The 15,031-nt window shown below is 47.3% G+C and carries 13 protein-coding genes and 1 pseudogene; 9 read left to right on the plus strand and 5 right to left on the minus strand.

What is annotated here, in order from left to right; all coding sequences use genetic code 11:
- Positions 1–31 precede the first annotated feature (31 nt).
- From AC0YNZ_RS18040 to AC0YNZ_RS18055, 4 genes and pseudogenes are all read left to right on the plus strand, one after another.
- Positions 32–229 (plus strand): hypothetical protein, encoded by a 198-nt coding sequence (locus AC0YNZ_RS18040; RefSeq protein WP_475827931.1) that lies wholly within the window; start codon positions 32–34, stop codon positions 227–229.
- Positions 230–273: 44 nt separating this feature from the next.
- The gene (locus tag AC0YNZ_RS18045) at positions 274–1,455 is read left to right on the plus strand and encodes an STM4014 family protein (RefSeq protein ID WP_475827932.1); all 1,182 of its coding nucleotides are present in this window, start codon (positions 274–276) and stop codon (positions 1,453–1,455) included.
- Positions 1,456–1,461: 6 nt separating this feature from the next.
- Positions 1,462–1,672 (plus strand): annotated as a pseudogene (locus AC0YNZ_RS18050) (STM4013/SEN3800 family hydrolase); the annotation flags it as partial.
- A 624-nt stretch (positions 1,673–2,296) separates the two neighbouring features.
- Positions 2,297–2,827 carry a type 1 glutamine amidotransferase domain-containing protein gene (locus AC0YNZ_RS18055; RefSeq protein WP_475827933.1) on the plus strand — a complete coding sequence of 177 codons (531 nt, stop codon included), beginning with the start codon at positions 2,297–2,299 and terminating at the stop codon, positions 2,825–2,827.
- A gap of 107 nt (positions 2,828–2,934) precedes the next feature.
- On the opposite strand, the gene AC0YNZ_RS18060 is transcribed toward AC0YNZ_RS18055, so the two are convergent.
- Together AC0YNZ_RS18060 and AC0YNZ_RS18065 are read right to left on the minus strand one after the other, a co-directional pair.
- Positions 2,935–4,539 carry a SulP family inorganic anion transporter gene (locus tag AC0YNZ_RS18060; protein WP_475827934.1) on the minus strand — a complete coding sequence of 535 codons (1,605 nt, stop codon included), beginning with the start codon at positions 4,537–4,539 and terminating at the stop codon, positions 2,935–2,937.
- Between the two features lie 94 nt (positions 4,540–4,633).
- The gene (locus AC0YNZ_RS18065) at positions 4,634–4,963 is read right to left on the minus strand and encodes an ArsR/SmtB family transcription factor (protein WP_475827935.1); all 330 of its coding nucleotides are present in this window, start codon (positions 4,961–4,963) and stop codon (positions 4,634–4,636) included.
- Between the two features lie 330 nt (positions 4,964–5,293).
- Here AC0YNZ_RS18065 and AC0YNZ_RS18070 point away from each other — a divergent pair, with 330 nt between their 5' ends.
- The 4 genes from AC0YNZ_RS18070 to AC0YNZ_RS18085 all read left to right on the plus strand — a co-directional run bounded on the left by AC0YNZ_RS18070 (position 5,294) and on the right by AC0YNZ_RS18085 (position 9,405).
- Positions 5,294–5,935: a hypothetical protein gene (locus AC0YNZ_RS18070; RefSeq protein WP_475827936.1), complete on the plus strand. Its 642-nt coding sequence runs from the start codon at positions 5,294–5,296 to the stop codon at positions 5,933–5,935.
- Positions 5,936–6,080: 145 nt separating this feature from the next.
- Complete coding sequence (locus AC0YNZ_RS18075) at positions 6,081–6,767, plus strand: M50 family metallopeptidase (protein ID WP_475827937.1); 687 nt, start codon at positions 6,081–6,083, stop codon at positions 6,765–6,767.
- Positions 6,768–6,791: 24 nt separating this feature from the next.
- Entirely contained in the window at positions 6,792–7,610 is an 819-nt protein-coding gene (locus AC0YNZ_RS18080) for a PPK2 family polyphosphate kinase (RefSeq protein WP_475827938.1), read from the plus strand.
- 295 nt (positions 7,611–7,905) lie between these two features.
- On the plus strand, positions 7,906–9,405 hold the full coding sequence (locus AC0YNZ_RS18085) for an MDR family MFS transporter (RefSeq protein WP_475827939.1): 1,500 nt from the start codon (positions 7,906–7,908) through the stop codon (positions 9,403–9,405).
- A 167-nt stretch (positions 9,406–9,572) separates the two neighbouring features.
- Here the strand turns inward: AC0YNZ_RS18085 and AC0YNZ_RS18090 are convergent, their stop codons facing one another.
- From AC0YNZ_RS18090 to AC0YNZ_RS18100, 3 genes are read right to left on the minus strand one after another with little or no spacing between them, the layout of a single operon-like run.
- Entirely contained in the window at positions 9,573–10,607 is a 1,035-nt protein-coding gene (locus AC0YNZ_RS18090; RefSeq protein ID WP_475827940.1) for an ABC transporter ATP-binding protein, read from the minus strand.
- Entirely contained in the window at positions 10,604–12,349 is a 1,746-nt protein-coding gene (locus tag AC0YNZ_RS18095; RefSeq protein WP_475827941.1) for an ABC transporter permease, read from the minus strand. The genes AC0YNZ_RS18090 and AC0YNZ_RS18095 overlap by 4 nt, the downstream gene beginning before the upstream one ends.
- Before the next feature lie 24 nt (positions 12,350–12,373).
- Positions 12,374–13,429, minus strand: a complete 1,056-nt coding sequence (locus AC0YNZ_RS18100; RefSeq protein ID WP_475827942.1) for an ABC transporter substrate-binding protein — start codon at positions 13,427–13,429, stop codon at positions 12,374–12,376.
- Positions 13,430–13,743: 314 nt separating this feature from the next.
- Here AC0YNZ_RS18100 and AC0YNZ_RS18105 point away from each other — a divergent pair, with 314 nt between their 5' ends.
- Complete coding sequence (locus AC0YNZ_RS18105; RefSeq protein ID WP_475827943.1) at positions 13,744–14,940, plus strand: LolA family protein; 1,197 nt, start codon at positions 13,744–13,746, stop codon at positions 14,938–14,940.
- Positions 14,941–15,031 lie beyond the last annotated feature (91 nt).

The raw sequence follows: 15,031 nt of genomic DNA on the forward strand, positions 1-15,031 counted from the left end.
ATTTCATATGGAAACAAATGGAGGGATGATCTTGATTGAAAATCACTTATCGGTAGGCTATGACGAGTATGAAGACGTCTTAAGAATGTCTAGCTTTATTGAAAAGTTGGCATCAGGCGTGGACAGCGAGCTGCTGGAACGCAGGAAGCAGTCGGGGTTGTTGGTAGATCTATCGGATCAGCAGGATAAGGATGAGGATGATTGGCGTTATCCTTTTCTCACTAAGTGATGGGCCGCTATTCTGCGAATGACGCCAGAGAGAATCCCTTTCTATTGATAGGAAATCCGACAAACAAACGGACACTCGGTCTTCAGGCGGCAAGAAGCAAGCTGGGGCTTGCTCCGGCTCTCTTGCTCCCCTACGAGCAGCTGCTTAAGCGTACTTTGTACATACAAGATGTACTGCGGGCATTCGCAGGCTTTGATGAGATCATCATACGAATCGATGCGCCTGGCGAGGATGATGCGGTGGAGCGGGAGCTGATTGCATGGGGAGCGCCTGACCAGAGCGGTGATGACGTATTCTGGTCAGCCGGTTCCCTGCCTGACAGCATTTCAATTGCGGCGGAGGAAGCGCGCGGTCTTCCGCTTGAGTATGGTCGAATCTATTATCCGGCGCAGTGGTACCGCGGGTATTGCCGGTTCCTTGCTGCTGTGCACCGGGAGGTGAAGGCCTTGAAAATGGCCGTCCGCTGGGTCAATTCGCCGGGAAGTATCGCGAGTATGTTTGACAAAAGAAGCTGCTGGCAGCTGCTGTCGCGCCATGGCCTTCGTTTGCCGGCTTTGCCGGCTCCTGCCGGAACTATAGGAAACTACGACTCGCTCCAAGCTGCAATCGCGGCCAGCGGAATGAACCGGCTGTTCATCAAGCTGGCCTGCGGATCGGGAGCCTCGGGCATTATCGCCTACCAGATCAATCCGCGTACCGGAGACGAGCTTGCCCTTACGACGATCGGCATGGAGGAACGTGCCGGCAGCTATAGCTTTTACAATACGGGCTTGATGCGGCGCTACCGGGAGCGTTCGGATATCCGAGAAATGATCAATTGGGTGTGCAGAGAAGGCGCGCATATTGAATGCTGGATCGAGAAGGACAGCATCTTGAGCAAGTCGTTCGACGTGCGGCAGCTTGTCGTGAACGGTCAGGCCTGCCATACGGTGCTGCGGCTAAGCCGTACGCCAATTACAAATATGCATCTGCGCAGCGAGCGAAGAACGGACGCGGACCAGCTTCTATCCGCGGAAGTGAAACAAGCGGTGAAGCATACGGCTGAAGCTGCGCTCCGCGCATTTCCGGGTAGCTTTGCTGCGGGTGTGGACGTACTAGTTCAACAGGGCAGCAGCAGGACTTATGCGATAGATGTCAATCCTTTTGGCGATTTGCTGTCCGGTGCTGAGTATGAGGGGATGAACACCTATGAATGGCAAATGCGTCAGCTTCTCAGAAAGGATTAGGTACGAATGTTGAATATGAACCAAATCGTGGGCTCACACGATATATTGATGATTACGCTTGATACGCTGTGTTATGAAGCAGCAAAGCTGGAGGAAGGGAACTGTCCGTACCTTTGCGCAGGCAGAGGCTGGGAGAAGCGGCATTCACCCGGCAGCTTAACTTATGCGGTCCATCATGCTGTTTTAGCCACTTCTGCCTGCTCCGGCGAGCACGGACTATGCGGGAGAGAGCTGGAACGGGAACGGGAACGGGTATACGGAAACAGTCTGCTGGAGCGGATACCGGCCCGGCTTGTTCGCTAAGCCCGCTAAACGTGATACGGATCGTGTGTGATCACTTCCGCCAACTTAAATGAACACTGCTGACCCATTCGACTTAGTTACATTTCACCAACTTAAATGAACTCTGCAACCCATTCGACTTAGTTACATTCCACCAACTTAAATGAACTCTGCAACCCATTCGACTTAGTTACATTCCGCCACCTAAAATGAACTCTGCAAGCCCAATCGACTTATATACATTCCACCACCTAAAATGAACTCTGCTAGCCCAATCGACTTAGTTACATTCCGCTACCTTAATTGCACGCTGTCAGATTAGATCGGTATAATAGTTCGACTTTGCGAAACTAATCCCGTCATTTTTTCTCGCATCCATAAAAAGAGGCGTTTAGTTCGATGAAATGAACTAAAATCGTGCTTTCCACAAGCCTGCTGCGGATTAGTTCGACGAAATGAATCAAAATCAAATTAAGTCGTAATTTGAAGCCTTGCTTCAAATCCGCCCAAGTGGGGTAAAGTAATTTATGGATTGAGTAATGAGAGGAGTGTGCAAAATATGACGCAGACGAAGAAGGTCGCTTTTCTGCTGGCCAACGATTTTGAAGATTCCGAGATGGCAAGCCCGTATGATGAAATGGTGAAGAACGGCCATGAAGCCGTCATTATTAGTTTGAAGGGCAATGAGCAGTTGAAAGGGAAGCAGGGAACAATTTCCTATACTTCGCATTTAGGCATTGAGGAGGCGAATGCAGACGATTATGCCGCTATTATCATTCCAGGAGGGAAATCGCCATCCCATCTGATGAATAACGCGGCTGTGCAAGCCTTCGTCAAAGATGCCGATCAAGCCGGCACGACGATTGCGGCGATATGCCACGGTCCGCAAATATTGGCAGCCGCCGGTGTGCTGAACGGCCGCACGCTAACCTCCTATCCCGGTATTTCCTCGGAAATTGAAGCAGCTGGCGGTCATTTTGTCGACAAGGAGGTTGTCGTCGACCGTAATTTAGTGACGTCCCGGACGCCCGAGGATGAGCCGGCGTTCATCCGTGAGACGATCGGTAAGCTTGGGGTAAACGCTTGGTAGCTTGAGCTTGTTTTGTATAAGATGGGACTGTCCCGCCAGATCCGAGAGGGTGCAGCGGGCGGTCCTATTTGTTCTGTTCTGTATCGGGGATAGTGGTTGTGCTCGTATTAGAGTGATGTACGGTTTTCTAATTGATTCAAAGCATAGTCAATGGCCTGACCCGAATGCTGAAAGAAATGCTCCTGACCGATAACTCCGTATATTTCACCCCTTTTCAATACCTCAAGAGGCTGAGATTGGATCTCCGAAATCATGACGGTCCCACCGTATTTTCTGAAGTGCTTGACTAGACTGTCTAGCTTGGATTCGCCACTCGTATCCATGAAGGGTACTTTCTCCATACGCAGAAGCAGTACTTTAGATTTTTCATTTATCGTATTCATAACTAATTTTTCGAATCGGTCGGCAGCGCCAAAAAATAAAGGGCCTTTTATGATACAGATGCTGATTTGCGGATAGTCATGACAGCTCGTCACCATGAATGCCGTACTCATCCGTTTTATAAATAGAATGACGGATAACAGCAAGCCCGCCGCGACCGCAGTGGATAGATTCGTTAATACAGTCAGAAAAAATGTAAGGAGGAGTACGGCGGAGTCACTTGTGTTGGACTTCAGAATATGAATAAAAGGCTTTCGTTCACTCATGTTCCACGCAACGATTATTAGAATAGGAGCCATGCTTGCAAGCGGAATATGCGAGGCGTAACGCGAAAAGAAAATGAATACCAGAAAAACGACAATACTATGCATAATGCCGGAAATCGGTGAAACAGCACCGTATTTCACATTGGTTGCGGTTCGGGCGATCGCTCCTGTGGCAGGAATACCGCCGAATAGAGGCGTTATAAGATTAGCGATTCCTTGACCGATCAGTTCACGATTGCTGTTGTGACGGTTGGCTGACATATTATCGGCTACAACGGCCGATAGGAGCGATTCGATACCGCCGAGCATAGCAATTACAATCGCAGGAAAGATGAGCTGCTCAATCCGCTGCAACGTCAGTTCAGGAAAATGCAAATGAGGCAAGGTGCCTGGAATGTCCCCGAAAACGGATCCTATCGTATCGACGTGCCCATTAAAAAATAAAGCTGCTGCTGCGCTCGAGATAAGCATCCCCGTTAGAGAGCCGGGAAGCTTAGGCAGATACCTTTGCGATAGTAGAACGACAGCTAAGCATATTGCAGCTGTTGCCAGGCTGAATGCGTTTAGCGTTGTCACATGCTTGAATATTTCTATAAGGTTGAGCAAGAAGCTCTCATGCTTCTCGATATTTCTCAGCCCTAGAAGATTAGGCAGTTGTCCGGTAAATATAATAACGGCAATGCCGGAAGTAAAGCCGATCGTAACAGGCTTTGGCATATACTTGATTAAAGTGCCAGACTTAAACAAGCCCATGAGCACAAGAATAATACCGGACAGAAAACCTGCCAGCAATAAATTTTCATAGCCGTATTGCATGGTAATGGCAAAGAGGATCGGAACGAATGCCCCCGTTGGACCCCCGATTTGGTACCTTGAGCCTCCGCACAAGGAAATCAATATGCCCGCGATGATGGTTGTGTAGATCCCGTATTCGGGTTTAACGCCGGAAGCAATAGCAAAAGCCATTCCTAATGGAATGGCAATAATACCAACGATAAAACCGGATAAGAGATCCTTGCGAAATGAAGCTGTATCATATCCTGCAAATCTACCTGTCCATCTCATCTGGCTTCCTTCTTTTCTTCATATATTTGAATATTTGAATATATATGAAATAGTACTCCTGAGTATGCCGGATGTCAATCGTAAACAATGACGTTTAAGGCTCGTTGCGAATGACTTCCAGCAGGGATATGGCATCTACAAGATGATTATCGAATATTTGCTTGGCGATGACAAGTAAGTCCTTAATCAATGGATCGCGCAGCGAATAGATCACGGAGGTACCGTCCTTCAAGCCATAAACGACATTTTTATTTCGCAATACGGCTAGCTGCTGGGATACGGCAGAGCCTTCAGAGCCCAAAATGGTTTGGAGCTCGTTCACGTTTTTATCACCTTCGCATAGTACTTCAAGAATCCGAATTCTTAGCGGATGAGCCAGGGCTTTAAAAAACTCGGCTTTAAATTGTGGAATGTCTTGATTCATGGCAATGGCCCCTTAGTCGTAAACTTTTTCAAAATATAAGAAAGTATAAATTTGAACCTTATGCGATGCTTATTTTTCACCGCGAAACGAGCTTTTGACGTTAAAGACGGCGATAGCCGCTTACGCTTGTTTTATAAATATCATAGCATAAATTGTTGAGCTTCATAAAAAATCTCATTATGTTAGATGATAGGAGGATAGGACTGCAAATTTCTAATGGGTACTCAAGTATCTATGATAAAATTGTCTTCCGGACATAATTGGAGTATACTTTATATATATAAATTTTTGAATATTTGAATATTTAACGATTAAGGAGGGTGTGAATGAATGCCCGATACTACGCTTGATGAGCAAACGGACGAGCCCGTAAGACCCCTTTTTCATTTACCCTCGAAAGTGAGCAGGACATCCCTTATTGAAAACGGCATGCATACCTTAAATGAATGGGGTGCGAATCATATTTGCAAGGTGTGTATTTCAAATAGCGGCTCATGCTGCCGAGATTGTCTTCATCTTTTGGATGGTGTCGGATGTCAACGGCGAAATACAAGCTGTACGGCATGGTTATGCGGTTTTCATAAATTTATATTATATGAGGTAGGCCAATTAGGGGAATGGAACGCATTCTGGGATCAGGTTCCCGGTCAGGATTATCGCGAGGACTTCACCCCGGAATATATCGTTATCGATAAAGCTTTACGCAGGCAAAAGCAAACGATGGAGCATCTTGGAGAAGCCCTTGCCGCAGATCTGCAGGAAATGGAGCGATCGCATATCGCGATCGGTATAATCCTCACGCTACGAGAGAAGCTTGACAAAAACATCGATCAGCTTATGCACGGGGAGAATGATCCTAAGAAGCGAGTAAGGCTCAGAAGAAAGATGAAGGTACTTACGAGCGGCTTCCAGCGCTTTCACCACTTATTAAAAAAATATCATGAGCAGCAAGCCGAAGGCATAAGCCCATAACGAAAAGGAAGGAGCCGTGAATTTCGGCTTCTTTTTTTGCTTCAAGTCTATCCATCCGCTTACCCGTATAAGGATAATTTGAAAAATAATTCTTTCTCATCCGTATGAAGGGTTAGAATAGAGGCAGAAGATTGGAGGCTAAAGCATGTTTTCTTGGATCAGAATGGCGGCTATTATTGTTGTTACTACGTTTTTGACCCGTTTTATCCCGTTTTCGGCTTTTTTCCAAAATGTAAATACACTGGTCCACGAGCTTGCCCATGCACTGGTAACCTTGCTGCTGAAGGGAAGCGTCATGCATATTTACTTGTACGCGGATCAAAGCGGTGTGACCTATACGGCCTATACGAACAGTTGGATGCTGATTCCGATTGCCCTTGCCGGCTATACGGGCTCCGCCTTGTTCTCGCTGCTGCTTTTCTTTCTGCATGCAAGGGGGAAGGGGCGCTTCGGATTAGCTTTAATTGCAATAGCTGCGGGAATGGCGCTTGCGCTTTTTGTACGAAACGGCTACGGAATGGCATGGAGCGCAGGCTTTACGGCTTTGACGCTGCTCATTTATTTTATAGCGCCAAGCTGGCTTCGAAGCGGTTATTACTTGCTGATTGCATTCATATGTTTAGTGGAATCAATCATCAGCCCGTTTATTTTGCTCTTTCTGGCAATAACGGAGCCAGCCTCAGCGGGTGATGCGGCCAGCTTGAGCGGCGTAACGTTCGTACCTGCGTTTGTATGGGCCGCCTTGTTTTGCGCATTATCGCTCTGGTGCGCGAAAGGAGCGATCGGTTATTTGTTTAGGAGAAGAACTGCCGGGATACAAATAAGTAAATAATGACTGCGAAGGGCTGTGAAGAGAATGTCGAAAGGCTTTAGGCTGCCCGTGAAGAAAAAGGTGGATTTATCGGACTTTGATCCGAAGGATACAGGACGCTTTCGAGGTAAGGACGAAGCTGCACAGGAAATGAAGGAGCTTGAGCAGGAGCTGCAGCAGCTGCAGGAGAGGCTCGCCGCCGGCAAAGAGCAGGCGGTGCTGTTCCTATTTCAGGGCATGGATTGCAGTGGCAAGGACGGGGTTATCAAAAAAGTGTTTGCCGGCCTTCATCCGCAGGGCATTTCCGCCCACAGCTTCAAGGCGCCGACGGAGGAGGAAGCGCGGCATGATTTTTTATGGAGAGCACATGCTGCTGTTCCCGCCCTTGGCCAGATCGCTGTCTTTAATCGCTCCTATTATGAAGAAGTGCTGATTACCAGAATCCACGGCAAGGTGCAGGACGATGAGGCAAAACAGCGGTTCAAACATATTAATCATTTTGAAGCACTGCTTGCCGAGAGCGGGGTAAAGGTAGTCAAAATCTTTTTGCACATCTCGAAGCAGTTCCAGCTGGAGAAGCTTATCAGCCGCATCGAGGATCCGAGCAAAAACTGGAAGTTTGACCCGGGCGATTTGCAGGAGCGCAAGTCATGGAAGCAGTACGGCAAGTATTATGAAGAACTCTTTGAAAAATGCAGCAAAGAGGCGCCGTGGCATGTTGTTCCCTCTGATAATCGGTGGTACCGCAATTATGCCGTGCTCAAAATCGCGGTAGACGCTTTGCGGAATTTGGAGCTGAAGGAACCGCCTGCGAATCCGGAGCTGCAGCAGCTTCTGGAGGAAATCAAGAAGGAAGAAGGATAGCTTGCCGCGATGCGGGAATAAGCTATTTTATATATGCTTCACGTCAAAATTCTCTCCACTGGCCTACAGTTGGCTTTGGAGGGGATTTTTTATGCGAGCCTTATATCGCAAGATACTGTTTTAGAGTAAAATATTGGAGATGAGCATTACTGTTACATAGAGAGAACAAAAAGTAAATGGTTCGATTTAGCAATCGATAAGAAATCTTTTTCTATAGGGCATGCTACAATAAGAAACAGCTAAAGAGAAGCCATTGCAAGTCATTATGACTTATGGCAGCTAGTAAGAGAGGAGTATGGATGTGAAAACAGATCATGAATCCCATCAGACCGGTGGGACCTTTGGAGGCAAAGGCAACTTTTTAGTCATTATGGTGATGATCCTCGGTGTGTTCGTCGCTATTTTGAATGAAACGCTGCTTAACGTCGCCCTATCCAAAATTATGGAGGATATTGGAATCTCGGCAAGCACCGCCCAATGGCTGACAACCGGGTACCTGCTGGTCATTGGCGTGCTTATTCCGGTCACTGCTTTTTTAATCCAGCGGTTTACGACAAGAGGTTTGTTTCTGTCGGCTATGTGTTTGTTTACGCTGGGTACTTTTATAGCGGCTGTCGCACCCGGCTTCACGGCGCTTTTACTCGGAAGATTGCTTCAGGCGGCAGGAACAGGATTGCTATTTCCTCTGCTGACCAATGTCGTATTCGCCATGGTTCCGATTGAGAAACGGGGTTCGGCCATGGGAACGATCGGTATCGTAATTACCTTCGCTCCCGCTATCGGACCCACGCTGTCCGGGATCATTGTCGAGCATTTTAGCTGGCGTGTTCTCTTTTTCAGCGTGCTGCCGGTCGCTCTGCTTGTTATTATCTTTGCAGTTGCGAAGCTCAAAAATGTAACCGAAACGACGAAACCGAAAATTGATCTGCTTTCGCTTCTTCTTTCGACCTGCGGATTTGGCGGGATCGTATACGGCTTCAGCAGTGCGGGCGGAGGGGGCGGAGGATGGTCAAGCGGCATGGTTTTGATTCCGATGGCAATCGGCATTGTTTCATTGGTTCTGTTTACATGGAGACAATTATCGATATCCGAACCGCTGCTTGAACTGCGAACATTTAGTTTCCGGGTGTTTCGATTGTCCACTCTGATTATGATGGTCGTCATGATGGCCATGTTCTCTGCCATGATGCTGCTGCCGATTTTTCTGCAAAATGCTTTAGGCTACAATCCGCTTAAGGCAGGTCTGGTTATGCTGCCCGGAGGAATAGTGATGGGAATTATGTCTCCTATCAATGGCCGGTTATTTGATAAGTTTGGCGCCAAATGGCTGGCCATTATCGGATTGGCGCTTATGGCCAATACGCTGTGGCAATTTGCGCATATTACGCTGGATACATCCTACAGCATGATTATGATCCTGAATACGCTGCTGATGCTGGGTATTTCCATGTTGATGATGCCGGTTATGACCAATGCGTTAAATGAACTTCCTCCTCCGTTATATGCGCATGGCACAGCCATAATCAGCACGCTTCAGCAGGTTTCGGGCGCTGTAGGCACAGCGCTGCTTGTAGCGATTATGACCAATGGCTCTAGAAAGTTTTTGGAAACAACGTCAAGCACGGACGAAGCGTCTGTCATTCAAATTCTTGCTATGATTGCCGGTATGAAAAGCGCATTTCTGTTTGCGTTTGGATTGGTTTTCGCCGCATGGGCCGCTTCGTTTTTGCTTAAACGAGCGGTACCGCCGGCATCGGAGCCCGGGATGGAAAGCAAGCGTGTGTCTGCACATTAACGGTTGTTGATATAGCTGAGTTAGGGAAGTTAGAAACATAAGTGAAATCAAAAGGCTGTTCCAAAGTCATTCAGTTGACGCTGGGACAGTCTTTTTGACCGTTATATACTCATTAACGGATGCATCCTTGTGGCCTGCTTGCGTCAAAATATATACGGCTCCTGCTCCTAGTTCATTAATTCGAGAGAGACGGGCTCATTGAGCTGGAATTGCTGCCGGGAGCTAATCTCCCACTGGCCGTCGGAGGTTTCAATCTGATACAAATATTCTTTTCCTTGAAACTGTATGTTTGTAACTTCGCCCTTAAGACCCGTGTGCAGCGGTGATCCGAGATGAAATTGATCGGGTCTTACTGGATAGGTTCCGGTTTTTTTGAAATAGTCCGCTACATGATGGCCCTGCCATAGAACAGCTCCATTAGAGCTTGCAGGAACAAAGGTGTCGTTATACCATTTCCCTTGAACGAGGTTGGCCTTGGACACGAATTTGGCAACAAACTCTGTTTGAGGGCGCAAATAAATGTCCTGCGGCGTGCCTGCCTGCTCAATTTGACCGTCTTTCATGACGACAATGCGGTCAGCCATCGCCAATGCTTCGCTTTGGTCATGCGTGACATAGATGATAGCCGTTTTCGTTTGCCGGTGAATATGCTGGATTTCACGGCGCATATCCATGCGGAGCATGGCATCCAAGCTGCTGAGCGGCTCATCCATGAGCAGCAGGGAAGGCTCTGCCGCGATCGCTCTTGCAATGGAAACTCGCTGCTTTTGCCCGCCGGACAATTCATGCGGCATACGCGCTTCATGCGAAGACAAGCCTACCATTTGAAGCACGCTGGAGATCCGTTCCTGCTCATTTTCCTTAATAGCTGCGTGTGTTTCCTTGTGATGGCGTATCGGAAAACGGACGTGCTCGGCAACATTCATATGAGGCCATAGCGCAAAGGATTGAAACACCATACCGATTCTTCTTTTCTCAGGCGGAAGGCTGAAGCCTGACTTTGCCGTCAGTGCTCCGTTCATATAAATTTCGCCTGTTGTCGGCTGCTCAAAGCCTGCCAGCATTCGCAGAAGTGTAGTCTTGCCGCAGCCGGAAGGGCCAAGTATGGCTACAAATTCACCTTCTCCAATCAAAAGATTTATCGGTTTTAACGCTTGAAAGCTGCCGAATTTTTTCGTTACGCCTACTATCTTAATGGTCATGGCTGTCGTACTCCTTTTTTGAATTGAAGCTTTTGGACTAGTTGCAGAAGGATCAAGCCGACAAGGATTAATAGAACGATAAGACTGGATAAAGCGGTGGAATATAAGGTGCTACCGGCCTGTTCAAAGCCGAATACCGTAACGCCAATCGTTTGTGAGCCAGTTGACCACAATAATGCGGAGACCGTAAGCTCTGTAAATGCTGTGAAAAAGACGAGGAAAGCGCCGCTGAGCATTCCCGGCAGCAGAAGCGGCAGCAGAATGAAGAGCCATTTCTTCCAATAGCCGGAGCCGGATATATGCGCAGCCTCCTCCATTGACGTATCAATTTGCATAAAGGCTGTAACAGATGCGCGCATCTGCAGAATAAGGAAGCGGCACACATATGCGATGAACAGGATGCGAATCGAGCCGTAAATACCTGGATTCCAGCCGGGAATCGGCTCCATCCATGCAAAGATCATGGCAAGTCCAAATACAATGCCAGGCAAGGTGTATGGGAGAGCGATGGCCAGCTCTGCCGATTTGGTTGCCCATGACGGCTTGCGTACTCGAGCATAAGCGAGAAAAGAGCCTAAAACTAAACAGATGCCTAACGTTGTAATGGAGAGCACGAAGCTGTTTTGAATGGACTGCCAAACCTTCGGGTTTTCAAGCAAAATATATTTATAATTGTCTAACGTTAAATTCGCAGTTTGGAACGGCAATCCATAGGCCTTTTTCAAGGAAGTTGAAGCCATCGAAAACAATGGAACGATAGTTATGAACATAAGGAAGGTCCATATAGCGCCCGTGATCCACATCAGATGCTTTCCGAGCATGTAACGGGGACTGTGATCCGTAATAACGGTGTCTGCTGATTTGATTCTTCTTACAGCAAGCCATTGCAGCAATGTGCCCACAATCGCAATTGCGCCTAGAATGACAGAAAGAGCAGCGCCTCTGGCGAACGCAGAAGGACCGAATCCAATAATCTCTTCATAGATTAGGGTGCTCAAGACGGATATATTTTTGGGAATGCCAAGAAAAGCCGGAATACCAAAATTATCCAATGAAGCCAAAAAGACTAACAAGCCGCCAGACGTGACCCCAGGCAAAACTAACGGGAATGTGACGAGATAGAACGTTCTCCATTTGCCTGCGCCGCTAGCTCTTGATGCCCACTCCAGATCGCGTGGAATTTTCTTAAGCACATTTACGGTCAGAAGATAAACAAGCGGAAAATGATGAATCCCCATTACAAAAATAATACCGCCATAACTGTACATACTCCATGGGGCGGCCTCCGGATTGAACCAATGCATAATGCCCGCCACTATACCTTGGTTGCCCATAAAGGACGACCAGGACAACGTTAATACATAGGAAGGCAAAACAAAAGATAGCAAAATCGTCATATGCAGCGTTTTTTTGTATTTTATATCTGTATAGGCCATAAACCATGCGGCAACGACTCCCAGAATGATGGATAAAACGGATGAGCAGATGACAATGATGAACGTATCCTTTAACGTTTTCCACAGCCGATCCTGCTTGAGCATCTCTGTGTAATGGTTCAACGTTATGCCAGTATCGCTTTGGAAGCTTAAAAATGCTAATTTAACAATCGGCACAACGAAAAACAAAGTGAGTGAAAGAACAGTGAGCAGGATAACAATTCTATTGCTTAAGAAAAAAGAAAGGAAGGCGCGATTAGCTCGGCGTTCCTCTCTTTTATGCTGATTAAAACTGGGATTAGTCATGATGCATGCGCTCCAATTCGGCTCTTATTCGCCAAACATCTTGATAAATTGCTTCTTATCTGCTTCACGATTTTCAGTTAATACAGCGATATCAGAGGAAAGGATGTTGAATTCAATGCTGCTTTTCAAGCCTGCCGGTGCAGGTACGCCTTCACGTATTGGCGTATAGCCGATTTCAGCTGCAACTTTCTGTCCTTCTTCTGATAATACGAAGTCCACAAAAGCTTTTGCCGCTGCTTCATTTGCTGAATCTTTCATAATGGCGATTGGTTCCGTGATAACGGGAACACCTTCAGTGGGGTAGATTAATTCAACAGGAGAGCCCTTGGCCTTCTCGCGAGCTGCCATGAAGTCAACGACCATACCGTAACCTTTTTCTCCGCTGGCCACAGCTTTCAGTACGGCGCCGTTTCCTTTAATAACGGTTATGTTGTTTGCTTTCAAACTATCCAGAAAATCCCAACCAAATCCGTCAGTACGTGATAAAACTCCAATATTATACGCAGCAGCTCCGGAATATATCGGGCTTGGCATAATGGCAGCATCTTTATTCTCAGCAGCTGCAAGCACTTGCCATGAAGTAGGCAAGGTTGTTACTTTTTGCGTATTAACAGCAAGAATTGTTGCCATTATTTTCGTACCGGAATAAGTCCCGTCCGGATCAACGAATTGTGCTGGAATGCTCTTAACCTCTGGGGATTGATAGGAGGCTAGCAAATCTTGCTTTTTCAAGCCTTCGAATGTTACAGAATCCGCTAACAAGAGAACATCTGCCTGCACTTTGCCAGCTTGCTTCTCTGCTTGGATCTTGGCGATTACTTCTTCTGTTCCGGAGCGGAAGCTTTCTACAGTAACATCAGGAAATTTTGTATTGAAGGCTGCTACCAACTTCGTAATATCTTCTTCCGGCTGGGATGTGTAGAAGGAAAGCTTTCCAGCAACGGCTTCTGTTGAGTCTTCTGCTGCAGTCTCTTCTTTAACTGGCTCTTGACCGGATGTTGACGGAGTATTAGCTCCGCAGCCGCTGAAGATTAGAAGTGCTGCCAAGCTCAAAGTAATCAAAGATCTTTTTTTCAACAAAATGATCCTCTCCCTATCAATCTATTTATATTTGAAGTGTAGAAAATGATTGTTACCAAACGATTAACTAAAAAGCTTTGGATTGTTAATATTGGAATATTGCTGAATTGCCTGCAAACCCTATCCGCAGCTCAATCGTTGACGTAAGTACTTTATTTGTACAGAGCCCGCGACGGACCCGGTCTTGCGAGCTATGGAGTAAACGTTAAATCACACCGCTTGTCATGCTTGTCAAACTAGTCCGCATAATTGGTCAAGTCCCCTCATAGACATGTTATCAGCCAGTAAAAACAATGTGCAGAGGGGATGATTACATGCGTCGCATGACATGGACCGCGGCAGTATTATTATGTTTTTCATTAGTACTAGCAGCTTGCGGAACAAAGGACGCCGAGTCCGTGGTTAAGGAGCTCGACAAGGTAGTAAACAGCATGGAGAGCTATCAAGGTAGTGGGACGATGACGCTGCGGACGGGCCAGCAGCCACTCGAGTATAAAGTGGAGGTATCGTACCAGAAGCCGCAGTACTATCGGATCAAGCTGACGAACGAAGAGAAGGACATTACACAAATCGTGCTTCGCAATGACGACGGCGTATTCGTTCTCACACCGAAGCTGAATAAAGTGTTCCGCTTCCAAAGTGATTGGCCGCAAAATCAAGGCCAAGTATACTTGTACCAAACGCTGGTTCAAAGCATCCTGGTCGATAATTCGCGGCAGTTTGTTGTAGATGAGGATGCTTATGTGTTTGACGTAATGGCGAACTATAATAACGGCTCGCTGGCCCGTCAAAAGATTTGGTTGAACAAATCGGACTACAAGCCTGTTCAGGTGGAAGTCAGCGATACGAATGCGGCGGTTATGGTTGAGGTGAAGTTTGACAAGTTCGATTTCGGACCAAAATTCGATAAGGCGGTATTCGAGACGGAAGCGAATATGAAGGCTGAGCCTTCCAGCCAAACTACCGAAGAGCCGACGATGGCCACTCCGGAGCAAAGCGGCAATGATTCGACGACAGGAAATGCAGCAGCGCCTGATAACAATGCGGATGAGAGCGGAAATAATCCGGATGATGGCAGCGCCGTGGACGGCGATGATCAAACGAATGATAGCGGCAATGCAGCCGAGGATGAAGGCGGCGACGCAGCAACCGGCGCAAAAACAGAAGAGAGTGCTGATTTTACCGCGATGAAGCCTTCTTACACGCCAGAAGGCGTATCGGAGCCGGAATTAGTCGACATCGTGTTTGGCGGCAACCCTGGTTTGATGCTTCGCTACACGGGTGATTATAGCTATACTCTTATTCAAACCGAGCCCAAAGATCAAGCGGCATCGTTAGTGCCAGGGATGATGGTGGATTTAGGCTTCACGATGGGGCAGCTTAGCGGCGATGAGCCACAGACGCTTACCTGGACGTACGAAGGGCATCAATTCCGTCTCACAAGCGCAAACCTTCCTGAAACCGAAATGATTAAGGTTGCGCAGTCGGTACAGGGTGAAATCGGGAAATAAAGCTGGAAAACAGCCGAATTTCCAAGACGTACTAGCCATTTCCGGAGTTCGTTTCATTGACAGTCTCAGCAGCAACGTTTAACATTATTTC

It is taken from the genome of Paenibacillus sp. J2L1-98 (genome assembly GCF_056269405.1).